This is a genomic window from Rhodococcus pseudokoreensis, from assembly GCF_017068395.1.
GTDB classification, from domain to species: Bacteria; Actinomycetota; Actinomycetes; order Mycobacteriales; family Mycobacteriaceae; genus Rhodococcus_F; species Rhodococcus_F pseudokoreensis.
In genome coordinates this window covers 359,884-374,268 of record NZ_CP070614.1, presented here as the reverse complement: position 1 = coordinate 374,268, position 14,385 = coordinate 359,884, and the positions used below count along the sequence as shown (strand labels likewise).

Annotated in this window: 11 protein-coding genes and 5 pseudogenes; 7 read left to right on the top strand and 9 right to left on the bottom strand. The window is 64.4% G+C overall.

Annotated features, from left to right (window positions below; translation table 11 throughout):
- Window positions 1–172 precede the first annotated feature (172 nt).
- From JWS13_RS01725 to JWS13_RS01715, 3 genes are read left to right on the top strand one after another with little or no spacing between them, the layout of a single operon-like run.
- Window positions 173–1,339, top strand: a complete 1,167-nt coding sequence (locus JWS13_RS01725; protein WP_241032000.1) for a site-specific integrase — start codon at window positions 173–175, stop codon at window positions 1,337–1,339.
- Window positions 1,336–2,265, top strand: coding sequence for a tyrosine-type recombinase/integrase (locus JWS13_RS01720; protein ID WP_206004084.1), 930 nt, complete (start codon window positions 1,336–1,338; stop codon window positions 2,263–2,265). The genes JWS13_RS01725 and JWS13_RS01720 overlap by 4 nt, the downstream gene beginning before the upstream one ends.
- Window positions 2,262–3,251, top strand: coding sequence for a tyrosine-type recombinase/integrase (locus JWS13_RS01715; RefSeq protein WP_206004082.1), 990 nt, complete (start codon window positions 2,262–2,264; stop codon window positions 3,249–3,251). Before JWS13_RS01720 ends, JWS13_RS01715 begins: the two co-directional genes overlap by 4 nt.
- A 103-nt stretch (window positions 3,252–3,354) precedes the next feature.
- Here the strand turns inward: JWS13_RS01715 and JWS13_RS01710 are convergent.
- The 3 genes and pseudogenes from JWS13_RS01710 to JWS13_RS01700 form a co-directional block, all read right to left on the bottom strand.
- A pseudogene (locus JWS13_RS01710) lies at window positions 3,355–3,646 on the bottom strand (transposase); the annotation flags it as partial.
- Between the two features lie 14 nt (window positions 3,647–3,660).
- Complete coding sequence (locus JWS13_RS01705; protein ID WP_005254529.1) at window positions 3,661–4,242, bottom strand: tetratricopeptide repeat protein; 582 nt, start codon at window positions 4,240–4,242, stop codon at window positions 3,661–3,663.
- A 17-nt stretch (window positions 4,243–4,259) separates the two neighbouring features.
- A pseudogene (locus JWS13_RS01700) lies at window positions 4,260–5,136 on the bottom strand (IS5 family transposase).
- Window positions 5,137–5,229: 93 nt separating this feature from the next.
- Here JWS13_RS01700 and JWS13_RS01695 point away from each other — a divergent pair.
- The gene (locus JWS13_RS01695; RefSeq protein ID WP_206004080.1) at window positions 5,230–6,384 is read left to right on the top strand and encodes an IS701 family transposase; all 1,155 of its coding nucleotides are present in this window, start codon (window positions 5,230–5,232) and stop codon (window positions 6,382–6,384) included.
- On the opposite strand, the gene JWS13_RS01690 is transcribed toward JWS13_RS01695, so the two are convergent.
- Together JWS13_RS01690 and JWS13_RS01685 are read right to left on the bottom strand one after the other, a co-directional pair.
- Window positions 6,355–7,575: an IS110 family RNA-guided transposase gene (locus JWS13_RS01690; RefSeq protein WP_206004255.1), complete on the bottom strand. Its 1,221-nt coding sequence runs from the start codon at window positions 7,573–7,575 to the stop codon at window positions 6,355–6,357. The two genes, JWS13_RS01695 and JWS13_RS01690, sit on opposite strands and share 30 nt — an antisense overlap.
- Window positions 7,576–8,092: 517 nt before the next feature.
- Complete coding sequence (locus JWS13_RS01685) at window positions 8,093–8,917, bottom strand: alpha/beta fold hydrolase (RefSeq protein WP_011133506.1); 825 nt, start codon at window positions 8,915–8,917, stop codon at window positions 8,093–8,095.
- Between the two features lie 189 nt (window positions 8,918–9,106).
- Between JWS13_RS01685 and JWS13_RS01680 the strand changes: the two are divergent.
- From JWS13_RS01680 to JWS13_RS46130, 3 genes and pseudogenes are all read left to right on the top strand, one after another.
- Window positions 9,107–9,425 (top strand): annotated as a pseudogene (locus tag JWS13_RS01680) (transposase); the annotation flags it as partial.
- A 220-nt stretch (window positions 9,426–9,645) separates the two neighbouring features.
- A pseudogene (locus JWS13_RS46135) lies at window positions 9,646–9,987 on the top strand (alcohol dehydrogenase catalytic domain-containing protein); the annotation flags it as partial.
- 54 nt (window positions 9,988–10,041) lie between these two features.
- A complete protein-coding gene (locus JWS13_RS46130) occupies window positions 10,042–10,635 on the top strand; it encodes a zinc-binding dehydrogenase (protein WP_241769506.1) in 594 nt (197 codons plus the stop codon).
- 4 nt (window positions 10,636–10,639) lie between these two features.
- Here JWS13_RS46130 and JWS13_RS01670 read toward each other — a convergent pair.
- From JWS13_RS01670 to JWS13_RS01655, 4 genes and pseudogenes are all read right to left on the bottom strand, one after another.
- Window positions 10,640–11,565: pseudogene (locus JWS13_RS01670) on the bottom strand (transposase); the annotation flags it as partial.
- Window positions 11,566–11,816: 251 nt separating this feature from the next.
- The gene (locus JWS13_RS01665) at window positions 11,817–12,614 is read right to left on the bottom strand and encodes a DUF427 domain-containing protein (protein WP_206004077.1); all 798 of its coding nucleotides are present in this window, start codon (window positions 12,612–12,614) and stop codon (window positions 11,817–11,819) included.
- 353 nt (window positions 12,615–12,967) lie between these two features.
- Window positions 12,968–13,135 carry a hypothetical protein gene (locus JWS13_RS01660; protein WP_157792686.1) on the bottom strand — a complete coding sequence of 56 codons (168 nt, stop codon included), beginning with the start codon at window positions 13,133–13,135 and terminating at the stop codon, window positions 12,968–12,970.
- 410 nt (window positions 13,136–13,545) lie between these two features.
- Entirely contained in the window at window positions 13,546–14,175 is a 630-nt protein-coding gene (locus JWS13_RS01655; RefSeq protein ID WP_206004075.1) for an enoyl-CoA hydratase/isomerase family protein, read from the bottom strand.
- Between the last annotated feature and the right edge of the window lie 210 nt (window positions 14,176–14,385).

The following is a 14,385-nucleotide window of genomic DNA, read 5'->3' as shown; positions in this document are numbered from 1 at the left end:
CGAGGTGCGGGTGCGGTGATGTGAACTGCCTTGGCGTGGTGGCGGCTTTTGGTGGTGAATGCTCGAACGGGTCGACATAGTCTCGCCGTCGGGTTGACGCTTCTTTTGTCGGAGCACGGTGCTCCGGGAATGGAGGCGGGTCATGACCGCTACGAGAAGGAAGCCCGGCCGGATGGGGCCCTATATCGAGGGCTATACAGCGTGGCTGGTGGGGCTGGGATACACGCGAGGCACGGTCGTGAACATGCTGGCCATCGCGGGCGATCTCGGCCGGTGGATGAATGTGCGAGACCTCGCGCCCGGAGACCTCGACCGGGTCGTGGCCGCAGAGTTCCGCAGTGCGTGCGGCGCCGCCGGAATGCGCTGCGTGCCGGGGCCGCGTGGGTTGGATCCACTGCTGGATTATCTGGAACATGTGGGTGTGCTGGTCGGGGCCGCAGCGCCGACGACACCGGTCGATGAGTTGGTCGAGCGCTACCGCAATTGGCTCGTCGCCGATCGAGGGTTGGCGGATGCGACGGTTGTGCGTTACTCGAAGCTGGCGCTTTCGTTCTTGTCGCAGCGGGTAACCGAGGACAGTGACTGGGTCGGAAGCCTCACCGGGGCAGACGTTGTCGCGTTCCTCTTGCGGGAAAGCGGTCGCCTCAGCGTCGGCTCGACCAAGGGGCGTGTGGCGGAGCTACGGTCGCTGCTGAAGTTCCTGTATCTGGCCGGCCTGACGCCCCGACCGCTTGCCACGGCCTTGCCGCCGGTAGCCGGCTGGCACGACACGGGTATCCCCAAAGGAATCGCTGCCGCGGACGTGCAGTGGCTACTCGACAGCTGCGACCGGACCGACCCCACGGGCATCCGAGACTTCGCGATGCTCATTTTGGTTGCCCGACTGGGCTTGCGGTCGGTGGAAGTGGCGCGGCTGGGACTGAGCGACATCGACTGGCGGACCGGGCAAGTCGTACTGAGGGGCAAGGCGTCTCGCGAAGACGGAATGCCTTTGCCAACGGACGTCGGCGAAGCCTTGGCCGCGTACTTGTCACAGGCACGTCCGGAGACGAGGCTCCGGCAGATCTTCGTGACATGCAAGGCGCCGACGCGTGCCATCACACCGGGCCTGGTCAGCGACGTCACCCACCGCGCCTGTGATCGTGCCGGCCTGCCCCGAGTGGGCGCACACCGGCTACGGCATTCGCTGGCAACGGAGATGCTGCGGCGGGGAGCCAAACTCGTCGACGTGAGCCAGGTGTTGCGGCATCGCGATCTTGCCACGACGGCCATCTACGCCAAGGTCGACTTCGACACCTTGCGGACGATCGCCGCACCCTGGCCCGGAGCAGCGCGATGAGCGCCCTCGCCGACGCCGCCGGGGACTACCTGCGGCTGCGCAACAGCCTGGGCCACGACCTGGCCGCATACCACCGCCAGCTGCCCCGGTTCGTCGACTACCTCGATGCCACAGGCGTCCCCACGGTCACCATCGCGGCGGCCCTCGCCTGGGCGCAGGGCCCCGACGTCGACCCGAACACCACTATCGGGCCGCGGCGGATGACCATCGCCCGCGGATTCGCCCGCTACATGGCCGGAATCGATGCCGGCACCGAGGTGCCGCCACCGGGGCTTCTCCCGAATCGGCGACGGTGGCGTCCGCCGTTCATCTACAGCCCGACAGACATCGACACTCTGATGGCCGGGGCCCGGCGTTTACGTCGGCCGCTACCCGCGGCCACCCACGAAACCCTGATCGGGCTACTGGCGGTAACCGGCATGCGGATCGGGGAAGCGATCCGGCTCGATCGCAGCGATATCGACTGGGCCGATGCGGTATTGACGATCCGAGAGTCGAAGTTCGGCAAAAACAGACTGGTTCCCGTGCACGCGTCCACACTCACCGCGCTCGACAACTACGCCCGGACTCGCGATCGGATCTGTCCGCCGACAACCGCCCCGAGCTTCTTCGTCTCGATGGCCGGAACCAGACTGATCTACCAGCTCGTCCAGCAGAACTTCCGGCGGCTCTGCGACGACGCCGGAATCGGCGGCGAAGCCGAACGCCCACCACGAATCCACGACCTACGCCACACATTCGCGGTGCGCACCCTTCTCGGGTGGTATAGAGCGGGCGAGGACGTCGAAGCCCGAATGCAGACCCTGTCGACCTACTTGGGGCATCGAGATCCGCGCTCCACCTACTGGTATATGTCCGCGCAGCCCGAACTGCTCGCACTGGCCGCCGGTCGGCTCGAGCTGTCGCGGGAGGTGATGAGCCGATGAGTCCGATCGCTCCCACCCTGCAGAGCTTCTTCATCGACCGCCTGGCCAAACAACGCCGGGTCAGCCCACGCACGATCGCCTCCTATCGAGACTCGCTCAAGCTGCTGTTCGTGTTCGTGCAGGAGACAACCGGCAAGAAGCCCAGCGCCTTGAGCTGGGAAGACCTCGACACCGAGACGATCGTCGCGTTCCTCGATCACCTCGAAACCGAGCGGCACAACAGCCCGAGAACCCGCAACCTGCGACTGACCGCGATCCGGTCGCTGTTCACCTACGCGGCACTGCGCCACCCCGAGCACGCCGCGCTGATCCAACGGGTCCTCGCCATCCCCGCCCAGCGGTTCGACAAGCAGCTGGTATCGTTCCTCACCGCAGCAGAGATCGACGCTGTCATCGCCGCGCCCGATCGCGGCCGATGGGAAGGTCGCCGCGATCGGGCGCTGCTGCTGGTGGCCCTCCAGACCGGCCTTCGAGTCTCCGAGCTGACCGGCCTGGACTGCGCCGATATCACTCTCGGCGCCGGCGCGAATGTCCGATGCGTCGGCAAAGGCCGCAAGCACCGGGCCATTCCGTTGACCTCGGCCACCCAATCCGTTGTTTGCGTCTGGATGGCCGAACGCGCCGGTCGACCCGACGAGCCACTATTCCCTACCCGCACGGGACGACGCCTGAGCACTGACGCCGTTCAGCGTCTCGTCCACGAACATGCCGTCACCGCCGCCCAACAATGCCCCTCGATCCGGGCAGACAAGCTGCACCCCCACGTTCTGCGCCACAGCTGCGCCATGTCGCTACTCCGAGCAGGCGTGGATACCGCGGTCATCGCGCTCTGGCTCGGCCACAGCGACATCCGCTCGACGAACGTCTATCTCCACGCCGACATGACCATCAAACAGCGGGCCCTAGAACTCACCGCCCAAACCGCCACGCCCCCTGGGCGCTACCGCCCCAACGACGCCCTGCTGGCATTCCTGGAAGGCCTGTAATAATGCCGACCCACAGTCCTCCCATGTCAGCCAGAAGCCCACCACGGCACGGCAGTTCACATCACCCCACCCGCACCTCGGCATAGTTACCGACTCGGCATAGGTCGACGATCAACACCCCGGCCGGATCACCGAGCCGTTCGACCACATAATCACGGACATCGTCACGGACCCCGTCGACGTCCCAGTCCGCCCGCCGCAGCAACCGTTGCATCCCGTCCGGGCTCACCTCGCCGGCACGCTCGGCCAGGGTCCACCCGTTTCTTGCGTTCCAGACCCGCAACCAAACCCGCGACGTACTCCCGCACCCGGGTCCGCGGCTCCGACCGGACGAACCGGCCGGAGATCCGCTCGTGCAACGCTTCCAACTCGGCAGAAACCAGATCGACAACCACCCAACCAGTATCGCTTACCTGTCAAGCAAGTGCCGTTGCAGTACTAACATGAAATCGACGACGCCACCCTCGGACCCGAGTTTATGACTCTCGTCCAGGAGGCGTTCCGCCTCGACGAGATGGCCCTGTTCGTAGAGCAGATCGCCCAGGATGGCCCCGGCCAGCCGATGTGCATGGGACAAATTGCCGGCGATCGTGCGGGCGAGCTGCTGAGCCTTGCGGAAGTAATCTTCTGCGGCGGTGACGTCGAGTTGCTCCATCGCGGCGATGCCGGCGAAGCAGTACCCATACATCACACTGAACGGGCCGGTGGTGCGCTGGTGATAGGGCAGCGCCCACTCCTGCCACCGGCGCGCCGACGCGAAGTCGAACGCGTAGATCGCTTGATACGACGCGACGTTGGCTGCCGCGGACACCACGAAGGGCCAAAGCGACTCGGGTCGCGACAGGCATTCGGAAATTCGCATCTCCAGCTGGCTGACATCGTCCGCGAATAGCTCGCTCACTCCTTGGACGAGGGACATCTCGACGAGCAGGTCCTCGATTTCGGGGTCGGTGGTCAGCCGTCGTTCGAGCGACGCCCGGGTTCCATCCACGGACTAGAGCGTGTCTGCTATTTACGGACACGATGATGAATGACGAGCGCAGCGAAGAGTACGCCACCAAGGAAGGTGGTGGCGTACTTGTCGTATCGAGTGGCGATGCCACGCCACTGCTTGAGACGCCCGAAACCACGCTCGACGGTGTTGCGTTCGCGGTAGCGGTCCTTGTCGAACGCCGGCGGTCGACCCCCGTCCGATCCTTTCGTCTTGCGGCGTCGGATCTGGTCGCAGCGTTCGGGGATGGTGTGCGAGATTCTGCGTTCCCTCAGGTTCTTTCGGGTGCTCGGGTGCGAGTACGCCTTGTCGGCCAGCAGGCGGAACGCTGCGGTGTCGTGGGCGCGGTGCGCGTCGAGCAGCGGCGCCAGGTAGGGGTTGTCGCCGGCCTGTCCCGGCGAGAGCATCAGCGTCAGCGGGCAGCAGAAGGTATCGGTGAGGGCGTGGATCTTGGTGCTCAGCCCGCCGCGGGAGCGGCCGAGTGCGTGGTCTGCGGGTTCGTTGGCCAGATTCTTGTCATTCGACCGAGCCCCCTGTGTGCGCATCGGTCAGGGCGCCAGCCGAATGTTGGTGTGCGCGGACAATCGTCGAGTCGATCGACAGCAGACGTTCGAGCTGTTCCTCTCGTTCGGGGGCTGCCGCCCGCACCGCGGCGAACATCCGAATGTAGGTGCCGTCGTCCGACCAGCGGCGATGCCGTTCCCAGATCGACTGCCACGGGCCGAAGTATTCGGGCAGATCGCGCCACGGTGATCCGGTTCGGAACCGCCAGGCGATTCCTTCCAGGGTCAACCGGTGGTCGTTCCACGGACGCCCCCTTCGGCCCGCCAGTGCGGGTAGGACGGGCTCGATCACAGCCCACAGGTCATCGGAAATCTCATCGGCGCGCAACACATACCCAGCATCACGCATCAAGCATCAAACATTAAGCAGACACGCTCTAGTACTGCAACGGCACTTGCTTGACAGGTAGACGATACTGGTTGTGTGGTCCTCGATCTGGTTGCTGCCGAGTTGGAAGCGTTGCATGAGCGGATCTCCGGTCGGTTCGCCCGGTCGGAGCCGCGGTCCCGGGTCCGTGAATATGTGACGGGTTTGGTTGCAGGTCTGGAACGCAAGAACGGGTGGACCCTCGCCGAGCGAGCCGGTGAGATCAGCCCGGACGGGATGCAACGGTTGCTGCGGCGCGCGGACTGGGACGTCGACGGCGTCCGCGACGACGTCCGTGACTACGTGGTCGAACGCCTCGGCGATCCGGCCGGTGTACTGATCGTCGACGACACCGGATTCCTCAAGAAGGGCACCCGCTCGGCCGGGGTGCAACGCCAGTACTCGGGCACCGCCGGACGGGTGGAAAACTGCCAGATCGGGGTCTTCCTCGCCTACGCCAGCGGCGCCGGCCACGCCTTGATCGACCGGGAGCTGTACTTGCCCGAATCCTGGACCTCCGACCGCGACCGGTGCCGCGCCGCCGGCATCACTGACGACATCGAGTTCGCGACCAAACCGAGACTGGCGCAACACATGATCGAACGCGCCCTCGACGCACAGGTCCCGTTCTCCTGGGTCACCGCGGACGAGGCCTACGGTCAGGTGAAGTACCTGCGGGTCTGGCTCGAGGAACGCGATGTCTCGTATGTGTTGGCCACCCGGTGCAACGACGATGTGTTCACCCCGGACGGCCGCGCCGGTCGCGCCGACGAGATGATCGCCGCGGTCCCGGCGAAGCAGTGGCGCCGGATCTCCGTCGGCGACGGCGCGCACGGCCGGCGCGAATACTCCTGGGTGCGGATCCCGATCCGGATCGCCTGGGCACCCGGGCGCGGGCACTGGCTCCTCGCCCGCCGATCCCTCTCCGATCCGACCGAGATCGCGTACTACATCTGCGCCGGACCCCGCCGCACCACGCTCACCGAACTCGCCACCATCGCCGGCTCCCGGTGGCGGGTCGAGGAATGCTTCCAACAGGCCAAGAACGAGGCCGGCCTCGACCAGTACCAGGTACGGACCTACCGGGCCTGGTACGCCCACATCACCTTGTCGATGCTCGCCCTCGCCTGGCTCGCAGGCACGAAAACCGGAGCCATAAAAGACATCCCAGGAGCTGGAGTGTCAAGCAGCAGGCATTTCGGCTTGATGTGACCACGCGGTCGTTTCGTCGTAGCGGGTGCGGGTCTTGAGGCATCCGTGGAGGATGCCGACGAGCCGGTTGGCCAGTTGCCGCAGGGCAGGACCGTGGTCGAGACCGCGGTCGCGTTGTTTGTCGTAGTAGGCGCGGGCGCCGGGAGACGCTTGCAGGGCCGAGAACGCCTGAGAGTTCAGCGCATCGACGAGCCGATCGTTATGGACGAACCGGGCTGCAACCACCTTCTTCTTGCCGGAGGCTCGGGTGATCGGACTGGTGGCGGCATAGTTCTTGCGGGCCTTGGCGGTGACATATCGTTCGGGGTCGTCCCCGAACTCACCGAGGACCCGGGGGCCGAGCGACGGTCCCATCCCGGGCTGGGACAGGATGATCTCAGCGTCCGGGTGCCGGCCAAAATGCGCATCGACCTGCCCATGCAACGCCTTGACCTCTTGGTTGAGAGTGATCAGCACGGCGACGGCGGAGCGGGTGGTGGCCGCGTAGGCGGTCGTGATCACCGCTGCACGGCCCAGCTGCTCACCGCGCAGGGCGGCCTGGATTCGTGCGGTCTTGGCCTCGATGTCACGACGGCGTGCTTTCCGCAGCGCCGCAGCGATCTGGCCCCGCGTCAGTCGTGCCGCCGAGGCCGGATCGGGGGCCTTCCCGAGCAGCTCGAGAGCGTCGGCGGCGTCGAGATCCTCGAACGCTTCCAAGGCCGCCGGGAAGTACTCACGCAGTGCGTGTCGCAGCCGCTGTGTGTGTCGGGTGCGTTCCCAGATCAATGTCTTGTGCGCCCGGGCAACGACTTTGATCGCCTCGGCTTCGGGGCTGTCGCCGGCAACCGGCCGCAGCTGGTGCGAATCGGTGCGGACCATGTCAGCGAGGATGTGCGCGTCGGCGGCGTCGCTCTTGGCGCCCGAGACACTGCTGCGCTCACGGAAGCGAGCCGCCTGCAACGGGTTCACCGCGAATACCGTGTACCCGGCGGCCACCAACGCCGCCACCCACGGGCCTCGGTCGGTCTCGATTCCGATCGCCACCTCCGCCTTGTCAGCCTCGTCGCCGAGCTGATCACCGATCATCGCGTGCAACCGGGCGATCCCGGCCACCCCTTCCGGGAGTCGGGCCTTGCTCAGCCTGCGCCCGGCTGCGTCCATCAGCTCGACATCGTGATGCGCTTCCGCCCAATCGTCTCCGATAAACAGCAACACCTGTCCCTCTCCCGTCCTCGATGACCCGGCCATACGTGGCAGCGTGCGGGAGAACCATCAGCGCCCTAATGAATCAGTGCTCCACTGGGGGCACGACATCCCATCAGCGATTCCATCCTCCCGGCGGACGGGCAGGGGCACTGTCTTTTACCAGGACTCCAGGTCCAGGGGAATCGAGTGCTCACCCGCCCGCCGCTACCGGTAACGAGTCTGCCGCATGTGCCGGACCCGCTAACTCTCATTAGGGGAATCGGGATCGAAGATCAGGGCATGATCGCGTACACGCTACCCGAGATCCGCCGCCTACTCGTGCAACTGATCCTGCGACACACCCACCCCGACGAGCACACCTGGTCCTGGTCACACTGGCGGAGACGCCGACAACACCAGGCCCGCACCTCCCACTATCGAACCCGCGGTCACCTGCCATAAGTGCCGTTGCAGTACTAGCCCACGCACTCCCCGGGGGCCGGGAATGAACGGGAACACGCAACCCAAGGCATGCGATATTGGGCTAGTTGGCGAGGAAGTCGTTGAGTAGCTGGTTGAACTTCTCGGCCCATTCGATCTGTGTCCAGTGTCCAGAGCGGCCGAAGACGTGTAGCTGGGCCTTGGGGATGACTTCCATGAGTCGAATGGAGCTCGACAGTGGTACGACGCGGTCCTCGCGGCCGTGAATGACGAGCGTTTCATGAGGCAGGCGTGCCAGGTCCTCCTCGGGAGTGACCAGTGCATCCACGCCGTTCTGCCGCGGTTCGGGAAACATCGTGGAAAATGCCTCCTGAATGCCCGGTTCGATGCTCGCGCGGTACCGCACTTCGGCCAGCTCGTCGGTCACGAGCTCGCGCGAGTACGCGAAGATGTCGAGCAGTCGACGCATGTTCTCAATCGATGGCTGGTAACCCCATGCCGCATCGAGGCCATCGGTGAGCGGGAAGGAAACACCCGCACTGCCCATGAGCGCCAGCCGCCCGACACGCTCCGGGTGCTGCGTGGCGACCCGCAGCGCGATTGCCCCGCCGAAGCTGTTGCCAACCAGGGACGCCCGCTCAATGCCGTGCGCGTCAAGGAAACCCACCACCTGGTCTGCCCAGGTCTTGAGGTCATACACCACGCCAGGGGGCCGTTCGGTCCCACCGAACCCGACCATATCGGGGGCAAGCACGCGGAACCGTTCCGCGAGTGCCGGGATCGTGAGCCGCCAGTTCGCATAGGCAGTGACCCCCGGACCCGACCCGTGGATCAGCACGACAGGAGGACCGCTACCAGCCTCGAGGTAGTTCGTCCTGATACCGTTCGCGACGATTGAATTATCCTCTGGGGGCACTTCCGTGCTCATAACTTTCCCTCCGACGTAATTCCCGAGCTTGCCGTGGCGCTGTTTTGACCAGTGTGGGCTTGGTCCCAATCCCGGACATCCGTAAAAACTACGGAATACCCACGCATCGAAGTCAGTCCACCGAGTACTCCAAGGGTGAGTCCCATGGGGTGGTGTAAATCGGGTTCCGCGAATCGGTGACAGTGTCAATCCGAGATGGTCGCGGCCGCTGTACGCGTCATTTTCAGCCAGCCGACGGGGGCCGCTGGTGCGTGATCGTGTCGCTACCGTCGCAGTGATGTTGGAATCTCAATTCCCCACGGTGGCAGCGATGTTAAACGAATGCAAAGGAGGAGACCACGGCGTTCGCGGACCTCCCGGAGGCACACTGGCGCAAGATATGGTCGACCAAATCATCGAGCGCCTGAATAAAGAGGTCAAACGTCGAACCGACGTCGTCGGTATCTTCCCCAACCCTGCAGCGCTGCTGCGTCTGGCGAGGTGTGTGTTGATCGAGGCGCACGACGAGTGACAGGTATCCCAACGCCGCTACCTGTCCGAGGAATCCACTGCCGGGCTCCGCCCGCCTGCGCCGACAGTCATCGCGGCTGACGCACCCGCCCAGGCGATGGTGCTGGACGAAACAACCACACTTACGGCATACTCCCCAACATCACAGTTCCCGGCGCACAACGATTTACACCACTTCACGGGGCTCTATCCCTACCCGATCGAACGGCAGTTAAGAAATGCAGATGCGCGCAGCGACGTACCACAAGTCCGGAGAGGCTTCCGATGTTCTCTCCATCATCCAATGCGAGAAGCCTGAACCGGGTCCCGGGCAGGTTCTCGTTCGAGTCTCCTTTTCCGCAGTGAATCCCTCTGATGTAAAGACCCGCAGCGGCAAGACTCCGCGCCCGATAGACGACTTCCAAATTCCTCATATGGACGGGTGCGGTCGGATAGTTGCAGTGGGACCAGGAGTCCATGAAGGCCGTATCGGCCAACGTGTATGGCTTTGGCTTGCGGCGCTGGGCAGCAGATGGGGTACGGCCGCCGAATATACCCTCGTTCCCGCGAATCAAGCCGTGGCGTTGCCCGACTCAGCTTCCGACGAACTGGGTGCGTGTCTGGGAATTCCGGCCATGACCGCCCACGAGTGCCTACTGCATGCAGGACCGGTGACGCACAAGAAAGTCTTGATTGCAGGTGGCGCCGGCGCTGTAGGCCACTTCGCGATCGAACTCGCGCGATGGGCGGGTGCCACTGTCATCGCTACAGTGAGCACGCCCGACAAAGCTAAACTCGCACGACAGGCAGGCGCAGACTTCGTCGTAAATTACCGCGACGACGACGTTGCCGACCAGATCACAGCCTTCACCAACGGCGTGGACATCTTTGTAGAAGTCGCCATCGTGGACAACTGGAACATCGACCTAGCTGTCGCGGCACCTGGTGCAAGCATCGCCACCTATGCCACCGACGGTCGCGAACTCTCGATCCCTATCCGCGAGTGCATGGCTGCAGGTCTCGGGCTCCGTTTCTTCCTTCTTTATACACATAGTCGTTCAGCCCTCTCCCTCGCCGCGCAGAGCATCACCGACGCACTTGCCGAGCAGGCACTAACCCCACTGCCTCATCTCACGTTCCCGCTAGATGAAATCGCTTTAGCTCACGAAGCAGTCGAGAACGGTGAGTCGAGAAAAGTTCTACTTGACCTTCGTGACTCCGATACATGACGGTCGCGTTGGTCGAGCGCAGCGTACGGGCGAGAGTGGGCGGCACACCCAATCGCAGCACCGTGAGTGTCCCGTCGCGTCCCTCGCGCAGGCTCGCGGCCGCCGCGAGATGGGTACGGTCGAGTTCCTTCGCCAGGGCGCGCAGCGCGGCCTCGGCCTCGAGCGCCGAATCGGCATGGTTGGTGTCCGCCATATTCCGCCCGACACTGCTCCGAAGTCGTCGCGGCAGATGATTTTTCACGTCTCGTATCTTGTGTAGCTGACAATGTTGGATCACCGGGTGATCGAGGACGTCGACCACCGCCTTACGCAACCAGCGTCGCGTTCTCCGTCGAGCTCTCCACCAGCGCCAACGGGTGCTTGTCCCCGTCGATATCGATGCCCAGGGCGACGATGCAGCACGACTCGGCGTAGTGGACCCCGTCGATCATCAACGCTACCAGATCCAGCCCGGACAGGTCCGCGGCGAGCAGCTCAGTCAGGGCGGCTTCGGTCAACTTCACGAACCTGCGTGAGACGGCGGACTTGCTTGTCGCCGAGAATGTCTCGGCGGCTCGCCGTCCGACCGGTTCGAGACCGGCTGTGTAGCGGCGGGTCGAGAGCCCGGCGAGCATCTCCTCCATCGCCATCTTCCCCAGGATCTCGGTGGAGGTGACCAGCTCGTACGACGGGGTGGGCCGTTCCCCGGCGCTGTCGGCGGCCCGCACCCGCGGCCGGGTCACGGGCATCCGACGCCCGCTGAGGGTCACCGAGCCGCGTTCGCGGCCATGGCGCACCCGCGGTGCGCTGCCGGTCGCGACGGCCTCTCGGCCCGGCCGGGGCGGTCACCTCGGCGTCCATCATCGCCTGCATCGCCTGCAGGCCGCCGACGGCGGCCCTCGTGCATGTTTCGGCGATCTTGGCCATCGCCACGCTCACCCGCTCCGGGATCGCGGGCACGGTCTGGTTCTGGCTATTCTTCTTCACGGCGGTCCCCTGCTGTCGGAGTTCTTGGAGGAACGCCCGACACTTACGACATGGCAGGTCTCGAGCTGGGGACCGCCACCTCAACTTCTACGACGCCCGGGGCAACTCCGGGATCATGCCGGGCCAGGACTACATCGCGAAACCCGCACCACCCGACCGAAACCAGAGCAAACGACCATGAACCGGCCGCAGCGACACCGGTCAAGGTACGAAGTTCACAGAGGCGTCGGACAGCCCTCCACCGGGGCGCCGTCGACGACGATCCTGGCGCCGTCGGGGTAGAACGACACGTGGTCGCCGATGCCCGAAGCCTCCGCGGTCGTGAACGGGTAGTACCAGGCGGCGTCCTCGACGGGGTCGCTGTCGTCCGATCCGGTGAACGACAGGTACGAGGCCGTGCCCTTGTACGGGCAGGAGGTCTTGGCGTCGGAGCCGGTGAAGAACTCGGAGCGGACGTCGATGCGAGGGATGTAGTAGCGAACTGGTAGTGAGGTCTCGAACAGCAAGCGTGGATGGGTGGTGTCGGCGACGAGGGTGTCGCCGATAAAGACCTCCACGTGCCGGGAGGACGGCAGGACGTCGACGCGGACGTAAGGGTCGCGCGGGTGCACGAACACCTGCTGATCCTCCTCGTACCAGGCGTCCATCTTGTGCCAGTAGAAAGCGACATACCAGCTGAGATCGAGGGAGTCCTTCAGCGGTTCGTCGTAACCCCACAGCGACCGCTCGGCCCGCCGATCGTCGACGACGAGATCCCAGTACCTGGCCTTGCCTTTCCACGGGCACCACGTGGTGGCGTCGAGGGGCTCGAGGGAGTCGGTGCGCACGTCGTCGCGGGGGATGTAGTAGACCGGCAGGTGCCCCTTCTCGAACAGGTACACCGCGCGGGTGGTGTCCGCGATCACGTGACCTGCGAAGTACACCCGGATTCGTTTGTGGTTGCGTTCGAGCGAGATGCGGCCGTTCTCGCCGGACTGCTGGACCTCGGCAGCGTGCGTCAGAGCTATGGACATCGACTTCTCCAAAGTTCGTGGGTGGGTCGGGCGCTCCGCGCCCTACCGGGTGATCGTGTTGATCAACTCGAAGACGGCGGGCGGAGGGATCTGATGAGGTAGCTTCGGTCGGATCACCTCGTCGAAGGGTTGTCGTGGACGTCCCGGGATTCCCAGATCTCGGAGACAGTCAAGCCGTCCCCCCAGGAAATGCGTAGTCGGCGATGGGAACAAACTCTCTCACGCCCGATCGCTCCGACGACAATCAGCACTCCGGTCATAACGAATGCGCAGTTCATCACCGCGTGTTGGGCCCTAAATAGTGTGGTGTACAGCATATTTCACGATCGGAGCGCCGTGAAACAGGCCTGGCGCTATCTGTCCGATAACGTGCTCTGCGGTCCGGCCTGCGCCAACCGACCAGTGGGCGTCTCGTCCAGGTCTGCGGTACCGGCGATGTCGTTGTCGACGAGCGAGATGTACCTGCCGTCGGCCGCGACGCCAGCCAGAGTGAGGAGGGTTGTGAAGATTCGGTCGAGCATGACGTGGACCTCTCAGTACGTTCCGGCGGTAGGCCGGATTGATTGCAAACTGCACGGACAGAACGTGATAGCGCGCGGATATGCGGGATCGTCGGTCGCCAGGTGTCGCTGACACCCGGTTCTTGTCCGTCAGCTACGGGCCGCCGACCCGACAACATCAGGGGCCAAAACGTGATGGTTGGCGGCGAGTGGCAGGATCGTGTGCTGCCAGTTCGCCCAAGCTGACACCCCCGGTCCAGGGTCCGTGCAACAGCAACACGGGATCGCCGGGTCCTGCCTTGTGATAGTGCGTCGTGATGCCGTCTACGTCGATCGTGTGGCTGGAACTCCCTATCGTCGTGACAGTCATGCGCGGTGTCTTCCGTAGAAGATTGCAGTCATTGGGGAAGTAAGGGGTCAGGAGTCGACGGTCATGCCCTGTGGGCAAGGCGTTCGGCGGTACCTCGCAGCGACGCCAGCGGGACCACTTCGTGAACCAGGCCCGCATGGTGCGCTTGTAATGCCGTCACAGGGTTGTGCACGGTCGGGTTTGTGGCGCAGATCGTGCGAAGTCCTGCTGGCAATCCACCCTCCCTGTTGCTCACATCATCTGCAGGGGTGAAACGAGGCGGCTCGAAGAAGGAGGCGTTGCTGGACGCGACGACGACATCGGCATCACGCAAGAATCGGAATGATTCTCGACAGGCGATGCCGTTCACGGTCACGATCAGGTGTTTGTCGACGCCGCATTCCTTCGGGCTGATGGCAAAAGCTTCCCATCCCAGGGCGTTGCCGCCGCAGGAAAGTGGCTGGGGCGGGTCTTCTGCGTCGAACCCCATGCAGAATGCTTCGACACCAGCCGCGGACACGATGATCGAGTGGATGCTCGCGTCGTCCCGAACCAGCGACCACAGCTGCTGTAGCCGCTTGGCCATGGTCGCATTGATGGCATTGAGCGCAGTGGTCCGATTCAACGTCACGCGCAACACTCCGTCGTGCTGATCGCACAGCACGCGGCTGTAGGTGTCCTCTTCTGCCGCAACGAGGTTTGGCACCACCATCACAACCTCCGGTTCCTGTCGATCCACTGTTCGACACGGCTTCGTGTGCGTGCTCAACAGTGCGGCGACAGATCGTGTTCCACCATTCAACGATCCACGGCCGCCCACGAACATCCGGGAAAACTACGGAAGTTAACTCGGCTGCCGCTCGATACCGTGTGGTGTGGCCACGCGGTGTGGCAGTGACGTTGACGTTGTCGTGGAGGTGGA

Excerpts from the sequence above, each read along its gene's own strand:
- JWS13_RS01725 (WP_241032000.1), top strand. The coding sequence starts at position 173 with ATGGGGCCCTATATCGAGGGCTATACAGCGTGGCTGGTGGGGCTGGGA.
- JWS13_RS01720 (WP_206004084.1), top strand. The coding sequence starts at position 1,336 with ATGAGCGCCCTCGCCGACGCCGCCGGGGACTACCTGCGGCTGCGCAAC.
- JWS13_RS01715 (WP_206004082.1), top strand. The coding sequence starts at position 2,262 with ATGAGTCCGATCGCTCCCACCCTGCAGAGCTTCTTCATCGACCGCCTG.
- JWS13_RS01685 (WP_011133506.1), bottom strand. The coding sequence starts at position 8,917 with ATGAGCACGGAAGTGCCCCCAGAGGATAATTCAATCGTCGCGAACGGT.
- JWS13_RS46130 (WP_241769506.1), top strand. The coding sequence starts at position 10,042 with ATGACCGCCCACGAGTGCCTACTGCATGCAGGACCGGTGACGCACAAG.
- JWS13_RS01665 (WP_206004077.1), bottom strand. The coding sequence starts at position 12,614 with ATGTCCATAGCTCTGACGCACGCTGCCGAGGTCCAGCAGTCCGGCGAG.
- JWS13_RS01660 (WP_157792686.1), bottom strand. The coding sequence starts at position 13,135 with ATGCTCGACCGAATCTTCACAACCCTCCTCACTCTGGCTGGCGTCGCG.
- JWS13_RS01655 (WP_206004075.1), bottom strand. The coding sequence starts at position 14,175 with ATGGTGGTGCCAAACCTCGTTGCGGCAGAAGAGGACACCTACAGCCGC.